The following is a 15,682-nucleotide window of genomic DNA, read 5'->3' on the forward strand; positions in this document are numbered from 1 at the left end:
ATTATGTTTAAACAAGTGACTCATTTTTATGTTAATTTTACCTGTGTTAACTATGGTATTTATAAAACTAAGTCGATAGTCTGAGAATGACTTGGTTTTGCCACAATGCTGGGAGTAATCATGAACCATCCTAAGGTGGGCAGTTTCTTATTTTTATGCTTGGTACTCTTGTTGTCAGGCTGTTCAGATAAAGTTGCAGAGGCGATTGATGCCAATAGTCGTGTCGCTAAGCTGCGCATGGACACATTAGCCAGTGAGCTAGAATCGGGCCAAATTCGCAATGCGACACTACTTAAACAATATGCCTTGTTGTTAAAACAGCAAAAGCCTGACTATGGCCCTTTGATTGATGAGTTGGCCAAAGATGCGACTCGCCAAGGCCCTCTTTATCAAGGCTTGCAAAAGCGCCTTGATGATGCGCTTCACTCCCCGGAAAAATATGTCTCTAGCGAAGAGCGCTTAATTGAGTTAGAAAACATCGTTGAAGCGGCCAATCCCGATCTATTTAATGACGCCTTATCGGATCCGGTTAATGTGTTAGCGGATATGTCCGACGGTAAACTGGCGCGGGTAAACGCCGTCAGTAAAGCGGCGAGTATGCAAGCCAATGGTGCGCAAGACTTTGGTGATGGTAGCCAATTAGTGGGCAACCCCAACTACGGTCAATGGAGTCAAAACAGTAATGGGGTTTCGTTTTGGGAATGGTACGGCATGTATGCCCTGTTCTCTAACTTATCACGTCCTGTTATGTATGACTCTTGGTCGCGCAATCGTGACTACAGTTACTATAACGATTATGGGCGTTCGCGCTACACCAGCCCGACCCAATACAAATCTCAAGAGCAACAGGTTGCGCGCAGTAAAAAGCAGTTTGGTAACAACAACAGCAAATTTACTAGCCCTTATGCTAAAAGCCGTACCGGTAGCAGTCAGGTATCCAGTGCGAGCCAAAAAGCCAAAGCCAGTTCTCAATTTGCTAGTCGCTCAAGCTATGCAACTAAATCTAAGAGCACACGCTCTAATTCAACTAACAGCAGTTTTCGCACTAACCGCAACACCAGTTCGCGTAGTCCACGACGTGGTAAATAAGGAAAGGTAAACAATGAACGCTATCAGTCCTATCTTAGAATTTAACCCCGAGTTACTCGTATATCTCGCGATCGATGTCATTATTGCTATTTTGCTACTCACCACGATGCGTTATGTCATGGGGCTTACTGGCAAAGTCAATACCACCGAGGAGCTGTCTCAACGGGATAACTTTGCTTATGGTATTAGTATGGCAGGCAGTGTATTGGCCATGGGGATCGTATTATCAGGGGCCATTACGGGTGAAGAAGCCAATAACTACGTCAATGAAGTGATTGGCATGTCGGCTTACGGTTTGGTGGGTTTGTTATTGATCAAAGCGGGTCGCTGGGTACATGATCAGTTTTCGTTGAATCAGTTTCACAAGACCCAATTGATTCTTGAGCGTAACAAAGCCGTTGCGATCACCGATGCAGCCAGTGCTATTGCTACGGCAATTGTGGTGCGAGCAGTCCTCATCTGGGTAGAAGGGTTCGATGTGAACACCTTTATTGCTATTGTTGTGGGGTGGTTAATAAGCCAGTTTATTTTGGTGCTGGTGTCGCGGATTCGCGAGCGACGATTTAACCTTGGCAATGTGGCTGGTTTTCAGCAAGCGTTAGTTCAGGGTAACGTTGCCTTGGCGGTGCGTTATAGTGGCCACTTGATAGGTACGGCGATCGCGGTGACGGCTGCCAGTCATTTCATCATCTATGATCCACAACACTTGGTTGCAGGCTTACTGTCTTGGCTAGCCATCAGTTTAATCATGATGTTATTACTTAAAGTATTGGCCACTGTTGCTAAACGCATCGTATTGATGAAGATCCCTCGTGAAATCGAAATAGAGCAGCAGCATAACGTAGGGGTGGCAGCGATAGAATTTGCCATTAACGTTTCTATTGCGCTGGTACTGAGTGCATTAATGGCGTAAGCGTTATGTTGAAAATGTGGCGTAGCAACCCAAGGTTGCTACTTGATGACTGCCTGCTGATCATGATTATGGCGGTGCTGGCTGCTTGCGGCTTAATTTACGAATACCTCTTGTCCCATTACAGTGCGCGCGTGCTGGGCAGCATGGAAACGGTTATTTATGCCATGATAGGTATTATGATCGTGGCCATGGGCTTAGGTGCTTTTGCTGCTAAGCAAGTTAAAGACCCTTATTTTGGCTTTGCTTGGCTAGAAGTGTCTGTTGCGCTGCTTGGCTGTAGTGCTACGGTGATATTAGCAAGCTTGATTGGTTTTACCCAGTATTTGCCTCAAGTCATCGCCGATACGTTTAGTATCCCTCAAGATATGCTCCCCCTTGGCGGGGTTTATGCCAGCTTAGTGAAGCTAAGCCAGTTTATGCCTTATGTATTTGGCTTTGTACTTGGTTTTCTTATCGGCATGGAAATTCCGCTCATCGCCCGTATTCGTGAAGATGTCTATGGTAAACACTTAACCAATAATGTGGGTACCATTTACGGCGCAGATTACCTAGGGGCAGGTGTCGGGGCTGCCGTTTGGGTGCTGTTAATGCTGCGAATTGAAATCAACCAGGCGGCGGCGTTGACGGCCAGTTTAAATTGGGTGGCTGGGGTGATCTTTTTCGTGCGTTTTCGTCGCCAGATTAAGGCTAAGCTTTGGCTGATAGTCAGTCACCTTGTATTAGCTGTAATGGTGTATTTTGTCTTTGCATTCGGCGGACAATGGTCGAGTAAGATGCAAGATCTTTTGTATCTTGATAAGGTGGTACACCAACAGCAAACCCGGTTTCAAAACTTAGTGTTTACGCGGCGGGATATGTCCGGTGGTTTACCCTCCGTTTACAGTTTTTATATTAATGGCCGTTTACAGTTCTCCAGCGCTGATGAACATATCTATCACCAAATGCTGGTGCATCCCGCCATGGCGGTGTCAGCGCGTCATGACCGTGTATTGATTGTTGGCGGGGGGGATGGTTTAGCCCTGCGAGAGGTACTAAAGTGGCCTGTTAATGACGTCACCTTAGTTGATCTTGATGATGAGCTGGTGGACTTATTTCGCCAACCAGAAGGGCTCTTAGCCCCGTACTTAGTTGAAGTGGTTGAAGATTTAACACAAGGGGCATTTAGTGATCCTCGCGTCAAGGTTATCAACAATGATGCGTTTGTTGAACTCGATAACTTTCTGAGTCGAGGCGCGCAGTTTGACACCATCATCGTAGACTTGCCTGATCCCAGTCATCCTGACTTAAATAAACTTTACAGTAAGTACTTTTATGCGCGTTTAGGCCAGCTATTATACGGTGATGGTGCCATGGTGGTGCAATCCACTTCGCCATATCATGCTCGCAAGGCGTTTATTTCCATAGGTAAAACCATTGAAGCAGCAGGCTTTGCCCATGTTGAGCAATACCAGCAAAATGTGCCGAGTTTTGGCCAATGGGGTTGGAGTATTGCGACTAAGATGGGGGCTGCTCCAAGCGAGAGAGCAGCCCAATTAACGCCCTTTTTACCGTTTCAATTAGATTGGTTAAACCAAGATGTTTTCGCGGCGGCGTTAGTCTTTCCGCAGCAGTTTTATGCTGGCAGCGAGCAAATTGAGGTGAACGAGTTAGGAACGCATACCTTGTATCAGTATCATCACCTTGCATGGCAAGCCGAGTTGGGACTAAGCGCTCAGTGAATGGCTTAAAAGTTGATTGAACCATAGTGATAAACTTGATAATGAGTACGACTCCCCAACCAATGACGAATTTGCTTAACCCAGTTACGTGGTGATTTAGTGATATCAATGTCGGTGACGTCAATTAATTCTAGGGCGTGATGCAAATCATTCACCGGCCAAGATCCCATGTTTGCTTTTAGTTGCTTGTCGATCAACAAGTCAATGCAGGGCGCCCAAGCAATTAGCTCATCAAGTAAGCGTGTCAATTGCTCAAAGCTGTGCTTTTTGTTTTCGCTGACCAGTATAATTATTTTTTGATTTGTGGTTTTATTGAGTTGCTTTAACCAAGAAAGCTCTTCTAAGTTACCATTGATCACCTGACCACAGCTCAAGCGCTCCTTGCCTTTTATATTGATATCTAACCATTTTACCGTGGACGGTAAAGCGAAACTAAAGCGATGTTTAGTTAAATTTAATACCATGGCTTCGGGGTAGTTCTCTATTAATTTAATGATGGGTTGGCATAAGGTAACGGTTTTTAGCTGTTTTCTGGATAGGGTGTTCAACGTACGCATACTCTCTCATTGTGTCATCACGTAGAAAATATAGGCTTGAAAGGCGAATTTATTGTTAAACTTTTGTGACAGTTTTGTTTTTCCTGCGTGTTACTCGGTGTTGCTTTGCTCCGTTTGTAGTGAAGGAAGGGTGATGCGATAGCCTAATCCATGTGGTTTAACGTTATACACAGCAATATCCCCAGCGAGCTTTTGCTTGACTAATTCCTTAACCATATTTAGCCCCAGCCCAGAGCCGCCATTGGCTTTTTGGGTGGTGAAAAAGGGGGAGAACATTTTTTCTTTTACCGCTTGTTCAACCCCACTGCCATTGTCTTCGTAACAGACGATGAATTCTTCGGCTTGCTTGTGCACGCTAAGAGTGATGACACCATCGCCTTGATGTTTAAACCCATGGCGAATGGAATTGAGGACCAAATTGGTGAAGACTTGGCTTAAAAAGCTGGGGTGAGAGTGAAACCTGAGCGTGTTATCAATCTCTAATTGATATGTGACCTTGGCTTTTTTTAACTCGGGACTTAAGCTTATGAAAATACAATTAAAAAAGTCATAAAAATTGATCTCTTGCAAGGCGTCTTGACACTGGTTGATGGTCATGTCTTTAAAGCTTTTGACTAAGAGTGCTGCTTGGCGCAAATTGTTTTCTATGATGGTGCTACTCTCGCAGACTTGATGAATGTAATGGCTGATTTCTGAGCGCTTAATGCTGTTTTGTTTTACCTTGTCTTTTATTTGGTGGTTCTCATCGCGCAAAAATGTCACAGCGGTCAGGGCAATGCCTAATGGGTTGTTGATATCATGAGCAATGCCGGCCACTAAGGTAGAAGCGGTTAATGCCCCTTGGTTTTTAACTAATTCGTCTTGCGTGCTTTTTAATGAACTAAGGGCTTGATTAAGGGCATCGGTTCGCTGGAATACCCGTGCCTCTAGCTCTAGGTTCAGATCTTTTAACTCGTGGCTGACTTGACGGAAGTTTTGTTCGCTGGCAACAAGCTCGGCTTGGGTTTGTTCTAAGGTGTCGAGCATGATGTCCATGGCGGTACCAAGCCTTGCGAGTTCATCATCACCTGATATCCCCACTCGGCAGTGAAGATTCCCTTGGGTAATATCCTTGGCTGTGTCGAGTAGTTTAGCCACATTTTGATGGGTTCGGCGATAATTCAGAAACGCACATAACATCATCAAACCGATAAAAGGAAAGACGATCATGGCAATTTCTTTGCGCACTTTAGCGGCTTGTTGTTGCAGGTGGGCGACATCATTTTCCATGACCACGTAGCCTGCTATGTCTCCTTGTTGCCAGTCATTGCGTTGACCTATCAAGGTTTGGTTGTGGCATTGCAAACAACGGGTTTCGGTGAGTCGAATAGGTTGCATTAACACCGTTTGCTTAGCGTTATCCGCGCTATGCCATTCAAACAGTGTGCTAGCGGGGCGGGTGGAAAAGTAATGGTTAGCCTCATTCACCAACTCAGTATCTTTAAGGTATGAAGGGAGAATTGAAAAACCGCTGCTGGGTTGCTGCGTCTGCTCGGGAAAGTGATGATAAATATAGTTATCACCGGCTTCAGTGACTGTCGCTTGGCGAGTCAGGTAATGGCTTAACTTTTCTAATGTGTTGGCTTGGTCTTGCTTTTGCAAAGACACGGTCAGCTCTGGCACCCAAAAAACCAAGAGAAGGATCATTACGCCAACGGCCAAGGTCGTGGGTAACAAGAGTTTGATAAGTAACCGCGTTTGATATCGTTGCAATGGCGTTCAAAACAGGTTGTATTTTCTTGAGTATAGGAAAGAATGGGCTAATTGAAAGGGAGGCAAGTAGGGCGACGAGGCGATGTCTGATAAAAAATTAAGCAGCTAAGGCGAGCAATATCACAGCGTACTCGCCGGCCATCGTTGGGACAGCACCCAGCCACCGGTGTATCGATGGCTGGTCGAGCCTGATCAGGCTTTATCAATGCGTACAAGTAATCCCATTAAAGGGTGATCGAGATAATAGATTTTACCCAGACTGACGGCGCGTCGGTGTTTGATGGGATACTCTTTTAATGGCCCTTGCTTTGTTGCCAAGGTCGCTGTTCCGTCATACGCCGGTGCATCACGTAGCACTAACTCAGTTTCCAGTATTAATTGCTGATCTTGGTATAAGGTGATCAGACCATCTAATTCAAACAACGAGCCTAAGGCATCTAGCCCCACCATGCTTGAGCTGACTTGATATTGTTTTTGGAAGTTTTGACCCGCGAGCAGCCTAACGGATGGTGCGCCTTGCGGGCTGACTTCAACAGACCAAGCGAGGTGGATTAAAGGCGAAAAAGCAAGGTGGCGAGTAAGCCGCTTCATTTCAGTTTTCAGTTGTAAGCTGCTGGCCGGCAACAAACTGACTTGTTGAAACGAGGCCGATACCTTAGTGCTATCGATTGTGATAGGCAGCTTATCGGTTGGCAGCAAGCTGCCGAGCAAATTCAGGCCTTGGTTGCTTTTAGCAAGTGGCAGCCGATAATCAAAGTGCTCGGGAATAGATTGCTCGGATTCATAGTTTTTAAACGCAATTAATTCGACTTTATAGCGTTCACTGGCCACGACACTGAAAGTGGCTAACATGACACACAAAGCCAAGATTAAACGACTCAACATTTTGCTCCTTTAGAGGGTGTTTTCTGAGAACGCGGTTAACATGGTTTCAACCAACTTGATGCGCTCGCTTCGCTCTGGTGCTGGGATGGTAAAACGCAATCGCGTTGGCCCTTCCATCCGATATACCTGTGGTTGATTTTGCAGTAACGATATCAGATATGCTGGATTTAGCTTAGTTTTTTCTGCGAAATCTATGTATCCGCCAGCGCCATTGGCTTCAATCTTATTGATACCTAGGCCAGATGCCAAGAGTTTAAACTCAGCGATTTTGAGCAAATGCTTGCTGGGATCGGGCAATAAGCCAAAACGGTCTATTAGTTCAATCTGCAAGTCATCAAGTTGCTCCTTACTATCGCAACTGGCGATGCGCTTATACAAGGACAAACGCATATTAACGTCACCGATATAATCTTCGGGCAGTAGGGCTGGTAAGCGCAGCTCTATCTCGGTTTGCTGGTTGAGTAATTGAGTGAGATCGGGCTCTTTGCCTTCGCGCAGTGCGGCAACGGCTTGCTCTAGCATCTCCATATACAAGCTAAAACCGACCGAGTGGATTTGACCGCTTTGCTCATCGCCTAACAGCTCACCCGCGCCGCGAATTTCAAGATCGTGCGTCGCCAAGGTAAAGCCGGCGCCTAAGGCTTCAAGGGATGCGATGGCATCGAGGCGCTTTTGCGCATCTTTACTCATTAACTTTTTATGGGGCGTCAATAAATAAGCATAGGCTTGGTGATGAGAGCGTCCAACGCGCCCCCGCAATTGGTGCAACTGGGCTAAGCCTAAATTGTCGGCGCGATCGATAATCATGGTATTGGCGCTAGGCACATCTATACCTGTTTCGATAATGGTGGTACAAACGAGAATGTTATAGCGCTGGTGATAAAAATCCGACATCACCTTTTCCAGTTCACGCTCGCGCATTTGGCCATGACCCACAATGATCCTGGCATCGGGTACGAGTTCGGCGAGATCGGCGGCGGTTTTTTCTATAGTATCGACGGAGTTATGTAAAAAATAAACTTGTCCGCCGCGCATAATTTCACGGGTAATGGCTTCTTTGATTAAGGCTTCGTCGCGTTGACGGACGAAGGTCTTCACCGCGAGGCGTTTAGCAGGAGGCGTGGCGATAATAGACAAATCACGCATGCCGCTCATTGCCATGTTTAAAGTACGTGGTATCGGCGTGGCGGTTAAGGTGAGTATATCGATATTGGCGCGCAGCGCCTTGATTTTTTCTTTTTGGCGCACCCCAAAGCGGTGCTCTTCGTCAACGATCAATAAGCCGAGATCGCTGAAATTAATATCGCCGCCGAGAAGTTTGTGAGTACCAATTAAGATATCTACCTTACCTTCTTGCAAGCGATTGATAACATCTTTTTGCTCTTTGGCGGTTTTAAAGCGCGACATCACCTCCACTTCTACCGGCCAGTCGGCAAAGCGGTCTTTAAAGTTTTCGTAATGTTGCTGGGCAAGTAATGTGGTGGGAACCAGCACGGCGACTTGTTTACCGCCATTGACGGCCACAAACGCGGCACGCATGGCCACTTCGGTCTTACCAAAACCGACATCGCCACAGACCAGTCTGTCCATGGCTTTGGGCTGGGACATATCGCCTAATACCGCATCGATGGCATTGATTTGATCATCGGTTTCTTCAAACGGGAAATCGGCCGAAAAGCTGGCGTATTGACCCTTGTCGATGGCAAAGGCATAGCCGGGTTTCACTTCGCGATTAGCATAGACATTCAGTAGCTCAGCGGCGACATCACGCACTTTTTCGGCGGCGCGGCGTTTGGCTTTAGACCAGGTTTCACCGCCCAGTTTATGAATGTGGGCGGTGTCGTCATCGCCACCGCTATAGCGGCTGATCAAATGCAAGGCGGTCACGGGCACATAGAGCTTGTCGCCACCGGCATATTCTAAGGTTAAATATTCCGTGGCCATACCGCCAATGTCTAAGGTTTGTAAGCCTTGATAGCGACCTATCCCGTGGTCAAGATGGACGACGGCTTGGCCTATGGCCAGCTCTGCAAGGTTACGAATGAGGGCATCACTGTTAACGGTGCGCTTACTGTCTTTGCGACGACGCTGGACCACGCGATCGCCAAGTAGCTCGGTCTCACAAATAAAGGCCAGCTGAGCCTCTGGCATCATAAAGCTGCGGCTGACATCACCGACAATCAGGCCTATTTCAGCCTTGCTTTGATGAAATTTTGCAATGCTATCAAACTGCTTTGGCTTGATTTTGACCTTATCGAGCAGGCTGAGTAAGGTTTCTCGGCGCCCTTGCGACTCAACGCAAAATAGCGCTTTGCCGGCAAAATCAGTGAGAAAATCCGTTAGCTTGGTAAGGGGCTCGGCTTGATTATGGGCAACGGCAATATTAGGCAGTGGCGCGGTGTTGGCATTGCTGATACCGGCTTTGCTGTCATCTTGGCCGTCCGCAGATAAAAACAGCCTAGGGTATTGTTTTAGTAGGCTAAAACATTCTTCAATGCGCAGGTAGAGCTCAGCCGGAGGCAATAAAGGACGCTGAATATCATGGCGACGGTTTTCGTAGCGCTGGCTTACGTCATTAAGAAAGTGACTCGCTGCATGCTCAATATCGCCGACCACGGCAATGGCCATGGAATCGGGTAAATAGTCAAATAAGCTGGCCGTTTGCTCGAAAAACAGCGGCAAATAATATTCAATACCGGCTGGGAAGGTGCCTTTAGACACTTGTTGGTAAACCGATTCGGCTTCACGGCTGGCATTGAAACGCTCGCGATATTGGCTGCGAAAACGCTCGATGGCGGCCTTGTCGGTGGGAAACTCGCGTGCAGGCAGCAGCTCAATGGCTTTTACCGTGTCGGTGCTACGTTGGGTTTCGGGATCAAATTCCTTGATGGTTTCGATTTCATCGTCGAAGTAATCCAGTCGATAAGGCTGATTGGCCCCCATGGGGAATAAATCAAACACGGCGCCGCGGGCACTGTATTCACCGTGCTCCATTACTTGCTCAACTTGATAATAGCCCGCTTGCTCTAGCTGCTGGCGCAGGCTTTGAATGGAGCGCTGTTCGCCTGTTTGGACCAATAAACTATGCTGATTTAAATAGCTGGCAGGCGCGCATCGAAGTAACAAGGTGCTCACCGGAACAATTAACACACCCGTGGTCATTTGTGGCAAACGATAAAGGGTGGTTAAACGGGTGGAAATAATGTCCTGATGAGGCGAGAAACTGTCATAAGGTAAGGTTTCCCAATCGGGCAGACTCAGCACGTTTTTTTGCCCTTGTAAAAAGAAGTTTACTTCTTGTTCAAGGCGTAGGGCGCTCGGCGTGTCGGCTACCAGTAGCATCACCATACCACTGTGTTGTAAGGCGAACTCGGCGGCGGCTAAGGCAAGGCTAGATCCATGTAATTGGCCAAGAAAACGTTTGTCACCCGCTTTAGTCAGAGCGGGTAGCGAAAGAAAAGAGCTGGTCATGGGTTAGTTTTGTTCCTGCTGGCGCAACTCCGCGCGCCGCTTTAGTTGTTTCGATTGGATATGTAGGCTGGCCTTGATCAAGAGATCACGATCGGTTTCGCGAATGCTGATAAAATTCATCTCTATCTCGTGTCCTTGCTCAGCGGGCTGACAACCTGTTACCTGACCATAACAAAAAACGGCCGAGGCTTCATCGACTAAAAAGATTTTCAGGGTAGCCACTTGCTTAAGTGGCCAGGGCGATTGATGAACAAATCGGATGCCACCGCCGCCAAAGGCACTGGTGTGATGACGATACTCGGCTTTATCATCTTGGGCCATCATATGGCAAAGTAACATATTGATTTTTCGAGATTGTAAGGTCAGGTAGTTGACTAAGTCTTGTGTTTGCTCACCCAGTTGGTTTAAAAATCGCAAAGAATTCGCATCGACTTGGGCTATTTCACTGGCGATTTGAAAGGAGGCCGGCATGTGCGCCACGAGCTCATCTGCGCTTGGGATCACGGCATCACTTGGCAGTGGCTCAATATTAATTGTCAGGGGGTGTGTCACACTAAAATAGGATTCTGTATCCATTAATCAGATTGCCCTTGTTCGTTACCTGTGTTCCCTTTATTATCCTTTATCTTTGTGCTTTCGCAAGCTATTGAATAGACACTTATGTTTTATCCACTCAGCCTCTTTATTGGGCTTAGATATACCAAGGCTAAACGCAGCAACGGATTTGTTTCGTTTGTTTCACTCTTTTCGACCGGCGGTATTTTACTCGGTGTAATGTCGCTGATTATAGTGCTGTCGGTGATGAATGGCTTTGAAGCCAAACAGAAAAAACGCATTCTGGATGCTATCCCCCACGCTGTTATGTCCAATCCGGCGCAGTCCGTTGCCCATTGGCAGCAATTAGCGGCTGACTTGCCCAATATTCCCGGTGTGCAAGCCATTATTCCCATGGCCAATGTTGAAGCGCTAGTGCAAACGGCCACGCAATTACGGGCCGTTGAAATTCAGGGGGTATATCCTGATTTGTGGGTCCCCCAAACCCTAAGTTCGTCTCTATATTTAGGTGATCTTAATGCCGTTAAAGCCGGTGAATATCAGGTGCTCATTGGCAGTGAATTGGCGCAAATTTTGGATGTGGGGCTCAATGATAAATTACGCCTTATTTCCACTCGGGGTTCAATGTTCACGCCTTTAGGGCGAATGCCCAGCCAGCGAAACTTTGTTGTGGCGGGCATCTTTACCCTTGGCTCCGAAGCGGATCTTAACCAAGTCTTTGTTCATGGTGATGATGCGACGCGGTTAATGCGCTTACCTGCCGATAATGTGACGGGGCTGCGTTTTATTTTAGATGATCCGTTTAATTTGCAGGGGGTCAATGATGCCTCTTTACCGTCAGGATTTGAATTAACCGACTGGCGCAGTAGCCATGGCCAGTTTTTCGCAGCGATCAAGATGGAAAAAAACATGATAGGGATATTACTGTGCCTGATTGTTGCCGTCGCCGCCTTTAATATTCTTTCGTCTTCGGTGATGTTAGTCACGGATAAAGAAGGGGAGGTAGCCATATTGAAAACCCTTGGCATGCACAATCCCTCGATCATAGGTATCTTTATGGTACAAGGAGCGTGGAGTGGCATTTTAGGCGCCATTTTTGGTGCGCTCTTGGGCCTAGCGGGGGCTTACTTTATTAATGATATTATGGCCTTGTTTGGCGTTAACCTTTATGCCGCGGTTGGCGGTCAACTTCCTGTTTTATTTGATGGTTGGCAAATTTGCCAGATCATTTTCGGTGCTATGGCCCTTAGTCTAATGGCCACTTTTTATCCCGCATGGCGGGCTGCACAAGTCAATCCTGCCGAGGCTCTCAGATATGAATAATTACTTACTCAGTTGTCGCAATATCACCAAGCAATACCGCGATGGTGATGTGATCACGCCAGTGTTACACGGTGTTAATCTCGATGTTCAAGCGGGCGAGTTATTGGCCATCGTCGGTAGTTCGGGCTCAGGTAAAAGTACCTTGTTACATTTATTGGGCGCATTAGATACCGTCACCAGCGGTGAAGTGTTGTTTAATGGTCAAGATATTCACCAAATGAGTGCCAAGCAGCAAGCTAACTTACGCAATCAAGAAATGGGCTTTGTTTATCAGTTTCACCATTTGATGGGGGAATTTAGCGCCATTGAAAATGTCATGATGCCCTTGTTGATTGCTAAAATGCCGGTCAAACAAGCTAAGCAGCAAGCGCAGCAGATGTTAGAGCGCGTCGGTTTAGGTCACCGTGTTGAACATCGGCCCGCTGAGTTGTCGGGGGGGGAGCGTCAACGCGTGGCCATTGCCAGAGCCTTAATCAACGAGCCGGCTATTTTATTAGCGGATGAGCCAACGGGAAATTTAGACGCCCAAAGTGCGCAGAACATTTACCAGTTAATGCGCGAATTAAATCAAAGCTTAAATACGGCATTTGTGGTGGTGACGCACGATCTGAAGTTGGCAGATCAACTCGATCGTCAGCTTCATATGCGCGATGGCAAGTTAGAAGGTGCGTTAACCTTAACGAGTGAAGAGGTCTAGGGTGATATCTTTATCGGCTTTTATTGGCCTGCGCTACAGTCGAGCGAAGCAAAAAAACCGCTTTATCTCGTTTATCTCTCTTTCGTCCCTGATTGGCATCATGTTGGGAGTGGCTGTGCTGATCATTGGGGTATCAGCCATGAATGGCTTTGAACGTGAACTGCGTGAACGTATTTTGTCTGTGATCCCTCATGGTGAAATAGAAGCGGCGAAAGGGCCATTCTACCACTGGCCTGATGTGGTAAGACAGGTGGAGAATGATCCGCAAGTGATTGCGGCAGCCCCTTACATTAATGTGACTGGGCTGCTACAAAAGGGCAATACCATGAAAGGGGTGGCGCTGCGAGCGATCGAGCCGGAAAGGGAAGACAAGGTGACCAATATGTCACGTTACATCAGTGATCAAGGTTGGCAACGTTTGTCTGAGCCAGGACAAAACTTGGTATTAGGTAAAGGCATTGCCAATAAATTGGGCCTTAAGGTTAATGATAATGTGACCCTGTTATTGCCAAATTTAGCTAAGGGCAACAAGTTGGCGGCGCCTAAACGAGTCAACTTTACCTTAGTTGGCATTTTGGAGATGGGCGGACAGTTGGATCATAGCCTAGGTTTTATGTCGTTAGCCACAGGTGAGTCACTCACCGAGGGCGTGAACGGCGTAGCTTTTAAGACCGATGATGTGATGGATGCGGTGACTATTACGCGTCGCGTGGCCTTTGATTCCGGGCTACTTGTCTATATTAAGCCTTGGGTCTTTACTCAGGGTAATGTCTATCAAGACATTCAGCTAGTTAAAGCGCTGATGTACGTTATCTTGTTTTTAGTCGTGGCGGTGGCCTGTTTTAATATCGTATCTACCTTAGTCATGGCCGTTAACGAGAAAAAGGGCGATATCGCTATTTTACAGACCATGGGCGCGAGCCATGCTTTGCTACGCAATGTGTTTATTGTTCAAGGTTTGTTAAATGGCATTGTGGGCGCGGCCCTAGGGGTGATTTTAGGGCTAGGGGTCGCACTGAACCTAACCGAGATTTTCAATCTGGTTGAGCAGATCCTTGGCCGTAAGGTATTGTCTTCTGAGATTTATTTTATCGATTTTATGCCTTCCATGGTTGAGCCCCTTGATGTGGTGATCATTGCCGTTGTCGCGGTGATCATGAGCTTACTCGCAACCCTTTACCCTGCTTGGCGAGCGACTCAGGTGAAACCTGCTCAGCAGTTAGGGCATGGTTAATATGCTAAACAATGCCTTGGATTAGTAGCCAAGGCATTGTGTTTAGACAGAGCTTATTTAGCTATACCGCTATTCATACAACCTTCTTCAGCTGTTTTATGCCTTTTTATTCTATTGTTATTTAAGCCCCTCAGGCTTCGATATATACCTGTCCATTATACTGTTATATGAGCCGCTTAAGTCTTAGGCTATTCATCATTACCGATAATTTGGTCAGTGGTTTGCGCCATGGTGGCGTCAATATAGCGGAGCTATCATCTTATAATAGCTGAGCTATCATTTTATACGGCATTTGAAATGAGGGGGGGGTCAACCTTGGAGGGAAAATAGTGCTCTCATTGGTCATGGGGTAGGGGAAAACTCGGGCAAAAAAAATCCTGCCGAAGCAGGATTTTTAATCTAGCCAAATTGAATTTGGCAATGTCTAAGTTTAACTTAGAACTTGTAAACAGCTGCTAGAGCAAGTACGTCTTCAGCGCCCTTGATTTGGTCAGCTTTGTATTCTGTGTAAAGTTTGAACTGTTTGTTGAACTTGTACTCAGCACCTACAGTGAAGTAGTCAACTGTGTCTTCGCTGCTTGAACCAGAAGCTTTAGCTTCTTGCCAGTTGTAACCTGCTAGTGCGCTAAAGCCGTTACCGAAGTCGTAGCCTAGAGCCGCTTCAACTGCTGTGTAATCAACGTTTTTGCTTGTTGTTGCTTTTTTACCCCAGTCATCACCGAAAGAGTAAAGAACTGCCGCGTATACGTTGTTTGCATCGTAGTTGATTGCAAAAGCAGCTGTTTTCGCATCACCAGCACCGGCAGTTAGACGCTCACCTACGTTGTATGCCGCACCGATGTTAACACCAAAGTCAAAACCGTAAGTTGCTGCGATACCGTAAGATTGTGCAGTTTTATCGCTGCCGCTCTTGTCTGCTTCGTAGTTGTTGTCAGTTTGGAAGTTAGCGTGGATTTCAGCGCCGCCAAAGCTTACTGCGTATTTTAGTAGTGCGTCAGATTTACCTGTACCGAAGGTGTCAGTACCTGTACCTGAAGCATCGCCACCGAATTCGTATAGTACGTCAGTGAAGTCAGCAACTAGCGTGTAAGCGCCGTATTGACGACCGTAAGAAAGCTCACCTAGTTGCTTGTCACCTAGACCTGCGAAACCAAGACGTACATCGTTGTCTGAGTCACGTGTTGCAGCATACTCAAGCTCGAAGCGTGCAAATGCGTACGCCGTTTCTGTGATAGATGATTTAGCTTTAACACCGATGCGGAAGTAGCTTTGATCGCCGTCTTCACCTTTGTCATCAGAGCTGTAGTACATAGGTTGGATTTTACCGTAAACATCCACTTTGTGTGTTTCGTCTTTGTAAACTTCTGCAGCAGAAACAGAACCAGATACTAAAGCAGCAAGAATAGCTGAAGATAAAAGCGTTTTTTTCACAATAATTCCTTAATTTATAATAGGAGCAAGAATTTAATTGGGCTTATTGCCTTGGCC

General features: G+C 46.7%; 12 protein-coding genes. 6 read left to right on the forward strand and 6 right to left on the reverse strand.

Annotation, left to right across the window (positions count from 1 at the left end):
• Positions 1 to 120: 120 nt before the first annotated feature.
• The 3 genes from K6Y21_RS13630 to K6Y21_RS13640 are packed head-to-tail and all read left to right on the forward strand — an operon-like array spanning position 121 to position 3,720.
• Positions 121 to 1,089, forward strand: coding sequence for a hypothetical protein (locus tag K6Y21_RS13630; protein ID WP_432757996.1), 969 nt, complete (start codon positions 121 to 123; stop codon positions 1,087 to 1,089).
• A 13-nt stretch (positions 1,090 to 1,102) separates the two neighbouring features.
• The gene (locus K6Y21_RS13635) at positions 1,103 to 2,002 is read left to right on the forward strand and encodes a DUF350 domain-containing protein (RefSeq protein WP_233072391.1); all 900 of its coding nucleotides are present in this window, start codon (positions 1,103 to 1,105) and stop codon (positions 2,000 to 2,002) included.
• Between the two features lie 5 nt (positions 2,003 to 2,007).
• The gene (locus K6Y21_RS13640) at positions 2,008 to 3,720 is read left to right on the forward strand and encodes a polyamine aminopropyltransferase (protein ID WP_233072392.1); all 1,713 of its coding nucleotides are present in this window, start codon (positions 2,008 to 2,010) and stop codon (positions 3,718 to 3,720) included.
• 5 nt (positions 3,721 to 3,725) lie between these two features.
• Here the strand turns inward: K6Y21_RS13640 and K6Y21_RS13645 are convergent, their stop codons facing one another.
• The 5 genes from K6Y21_RS13645 to K6Y21_RS13665 form a co-directional block, all read right to left on the reverse strand.
• Positions 3,726 to 4,277, reverse strand: coding sequence for a hypothetical protein (locus K6Y21_RS13645; RefSeq protein ID WP_233072393.1), 552 nt, complete (start codon positions 4,275 to 4,277; stop codon positions 3,726 to 3,728).
• Between the two features lie 90 nt (positions 4,278 to 4,367).
• Positions 4,368 to 6,029 carry a sensor histidine kinase gene (locus K6Y21_RS13650; RefSeq protein WP_233072394.1) on the reverse strand — a complete coding sequence of 554 codons (1,662 nt, stop codon included), beginning with the start codon at positions 6,027 to 6,029 and terminating at the stop codon, positions 4,368 to 4,370.
• Between the two features lie 192 nt (positions 6,030 to 6,221).
• Positions 6,222 to 6,914, reverse strand: a complete 693-nt coding sequence (locus tag K6Y21_RS13655) for a CsiV family protein (RefSeq protein WP_233072395.1) — start codon at positions 6,912 to 6,914, stop codon at positions 6,222 to 6,224.
• Between the two features lie 9 nt (positions 6,915 to 6,923).
• Positions 6,924 to 10,385: a transcription-repair coupling factor gene (mfd, locus tag K6Y21_RS13660; protein WP_233072396.1), complete on the reverse strand. Its 3,462-nt coding sequence runs from the start codon at positions 10,383 to 10,385 to the stop codon at positions 6,924 to 6,926.
• A gap of 3 nt (positions 10,386 to 10,388) precedes the next feature.
• A complete protein-coding gene (locus K6Y21_RS13665) occupies positions 10,389 to 10,961 on the reverse strand; it encodes a PilZ domain-containing protein (RefSeq protein ID WP_233072397.1) in 573 nt (190 codons plus the stop codon).
• A gap of 84 nt (positions 10,962 to 11,045) precedes the next feature.
• Here K6Y21_RS13665 and K6Y21_RS13670 point away from each other — a divergent pair, with 84 nt between their 5' ends.
• From K6Y21_RS13670 to lolE, 3 genes are read left to right on the forward strand one after another with little or no spacing between them, the layout of a single operon-like run.
• On the forward strand, positions 11,046 to 12,263 hold the full coding sequence (locus K6Y21_RS13670) for a lipoprotein-releasing ABC transporter permease subunit (protein ID WP_233072398.1): 1,218 nt from the start codon (positions 11,046 to 11,048) through the stop codon (positions 12,261 to 12,263).
• On the forward strand, positions 12,256 to 12,960 hold the full coding sequence (lolD, locus tag K6Y21_RS13675; protein WP_233072399.1) for a lipoprotein-releasing ABC transporter ATP-binding protein LolD: 705 nt from the start codon (positions 12,256 to 12,258) through the stop codon (positions 12,958 to 12,960). Before K6Y21_RS13670 ends, lolD begins: the two co-directional genes overlap by 8 nt.
• A gap of 1 nt (position 12,961) precedes the next feature.
• Entirely contained in the window at positions 12,962 to 14,194 is a 1,233-nt protein-coding gene (gene lolE, locus K6Y21_RS13680; RefSeq protein WP_233072400.1) for a lipoprotein-releasing ABC transporter permease subunit LolE, read from the forward strand.
• A 435-nt stretch (positions 14,195 to 14,629) separates the two neighbouring features.
• Here the strand turns inward: lolE and K6Y21_RS13685 are convergent, their stop codons facing one another.
• On the reverse strand, positions 14,630 to 15,625 hold the full coding sequence (locus tag K6Y21_RS13685; protein ID WP_233072401.1) for a porin: 996 nt from the start codon (positions 15,623 to 15,625) through the stop codon (positions 14,630 to 14,632).
• Between the last annotated feature and the right edge of the window lie 57 nt (positions 15,626 to 15,682).

Source organism: Motilimonas eburnea, assembly GCF_021295345.1.
Lineage (GTDB): Bacteria > Pseudomonadota > Gammaproteobacteria > Enterobacterales > CBDFNC01 > Motilimonas > Motilimonas eburnea.

What these genes read in the sequence shown, in the direction of transcription:
- K6Y21_RS13630 (WP_432757996.1), top strand. Translation starts at nt 121, where the DNA reads ATGAACCATCCTAAGGTGGGCAGTTTCTTATTTTTATGCTTGGTACTC.
- K6Y21_RS13645 (WP_233072393.1), bottom strand. Translation starts at nt 4,277, where the DNA reads ATGCGTACGTTGAACACCCTATCCAGAAAACAGCTAAAAACCGTTACC.
- K6Y21_RS13635 (WP_233072391.1), top strand. Translation starts at nt 1,103, where the DNA reads ATGAACGCTATCAGTCCTATCTTAGAATTTAACCCCGAGTTACTCGTA.
- K6Y21_RS13670 (WP_233072398.1), top strand. Translation starts at nt 11,046, where the DNA reads ATGTTTTATCCACTCAGCCTCTTTATTGGGCTTAGATATACCAAGGCT.
- K6Y21_RS13665 (WP_233072397.1), bottom strand. Translation starts at nt 10,961, where the DNA reads ATGGATACAGAATCCTATTTTAGTGTGACACACCCCCTGACAATTAAT.
- K6Y21_RS13640 (WP_233072392.1), top strand. Translation starts at nt 2,008, where the DNA reads ATGTTGAAAATGTGGCGTAGCAACCCAAGGTTGCTACTTGATGACTGC.
- lolD (WP_233072399.1), top strand. Translation starts at nt 12,256, where the DNA reads ATGAATAATTACTTACTCAGTTGTCGCAATATCACCAAGCAATACCGC.
- K6Y21_RS13655 (WP_233072395.1), bottom strand. Translation starts at nt 6,914, where the DNA reads ATGTTGAGTCGTTTAATCTTGGCTTTGTGTGTCATGTTAGCCACTTTC.
- mfd (WP_233072396.1), bottom strand. Translation starts at nt 10,385, where the DNA reads ATGACCAGCTCTTTTCTTTCGCTACCCGCTCTGACTAAAGCGGGTGAC.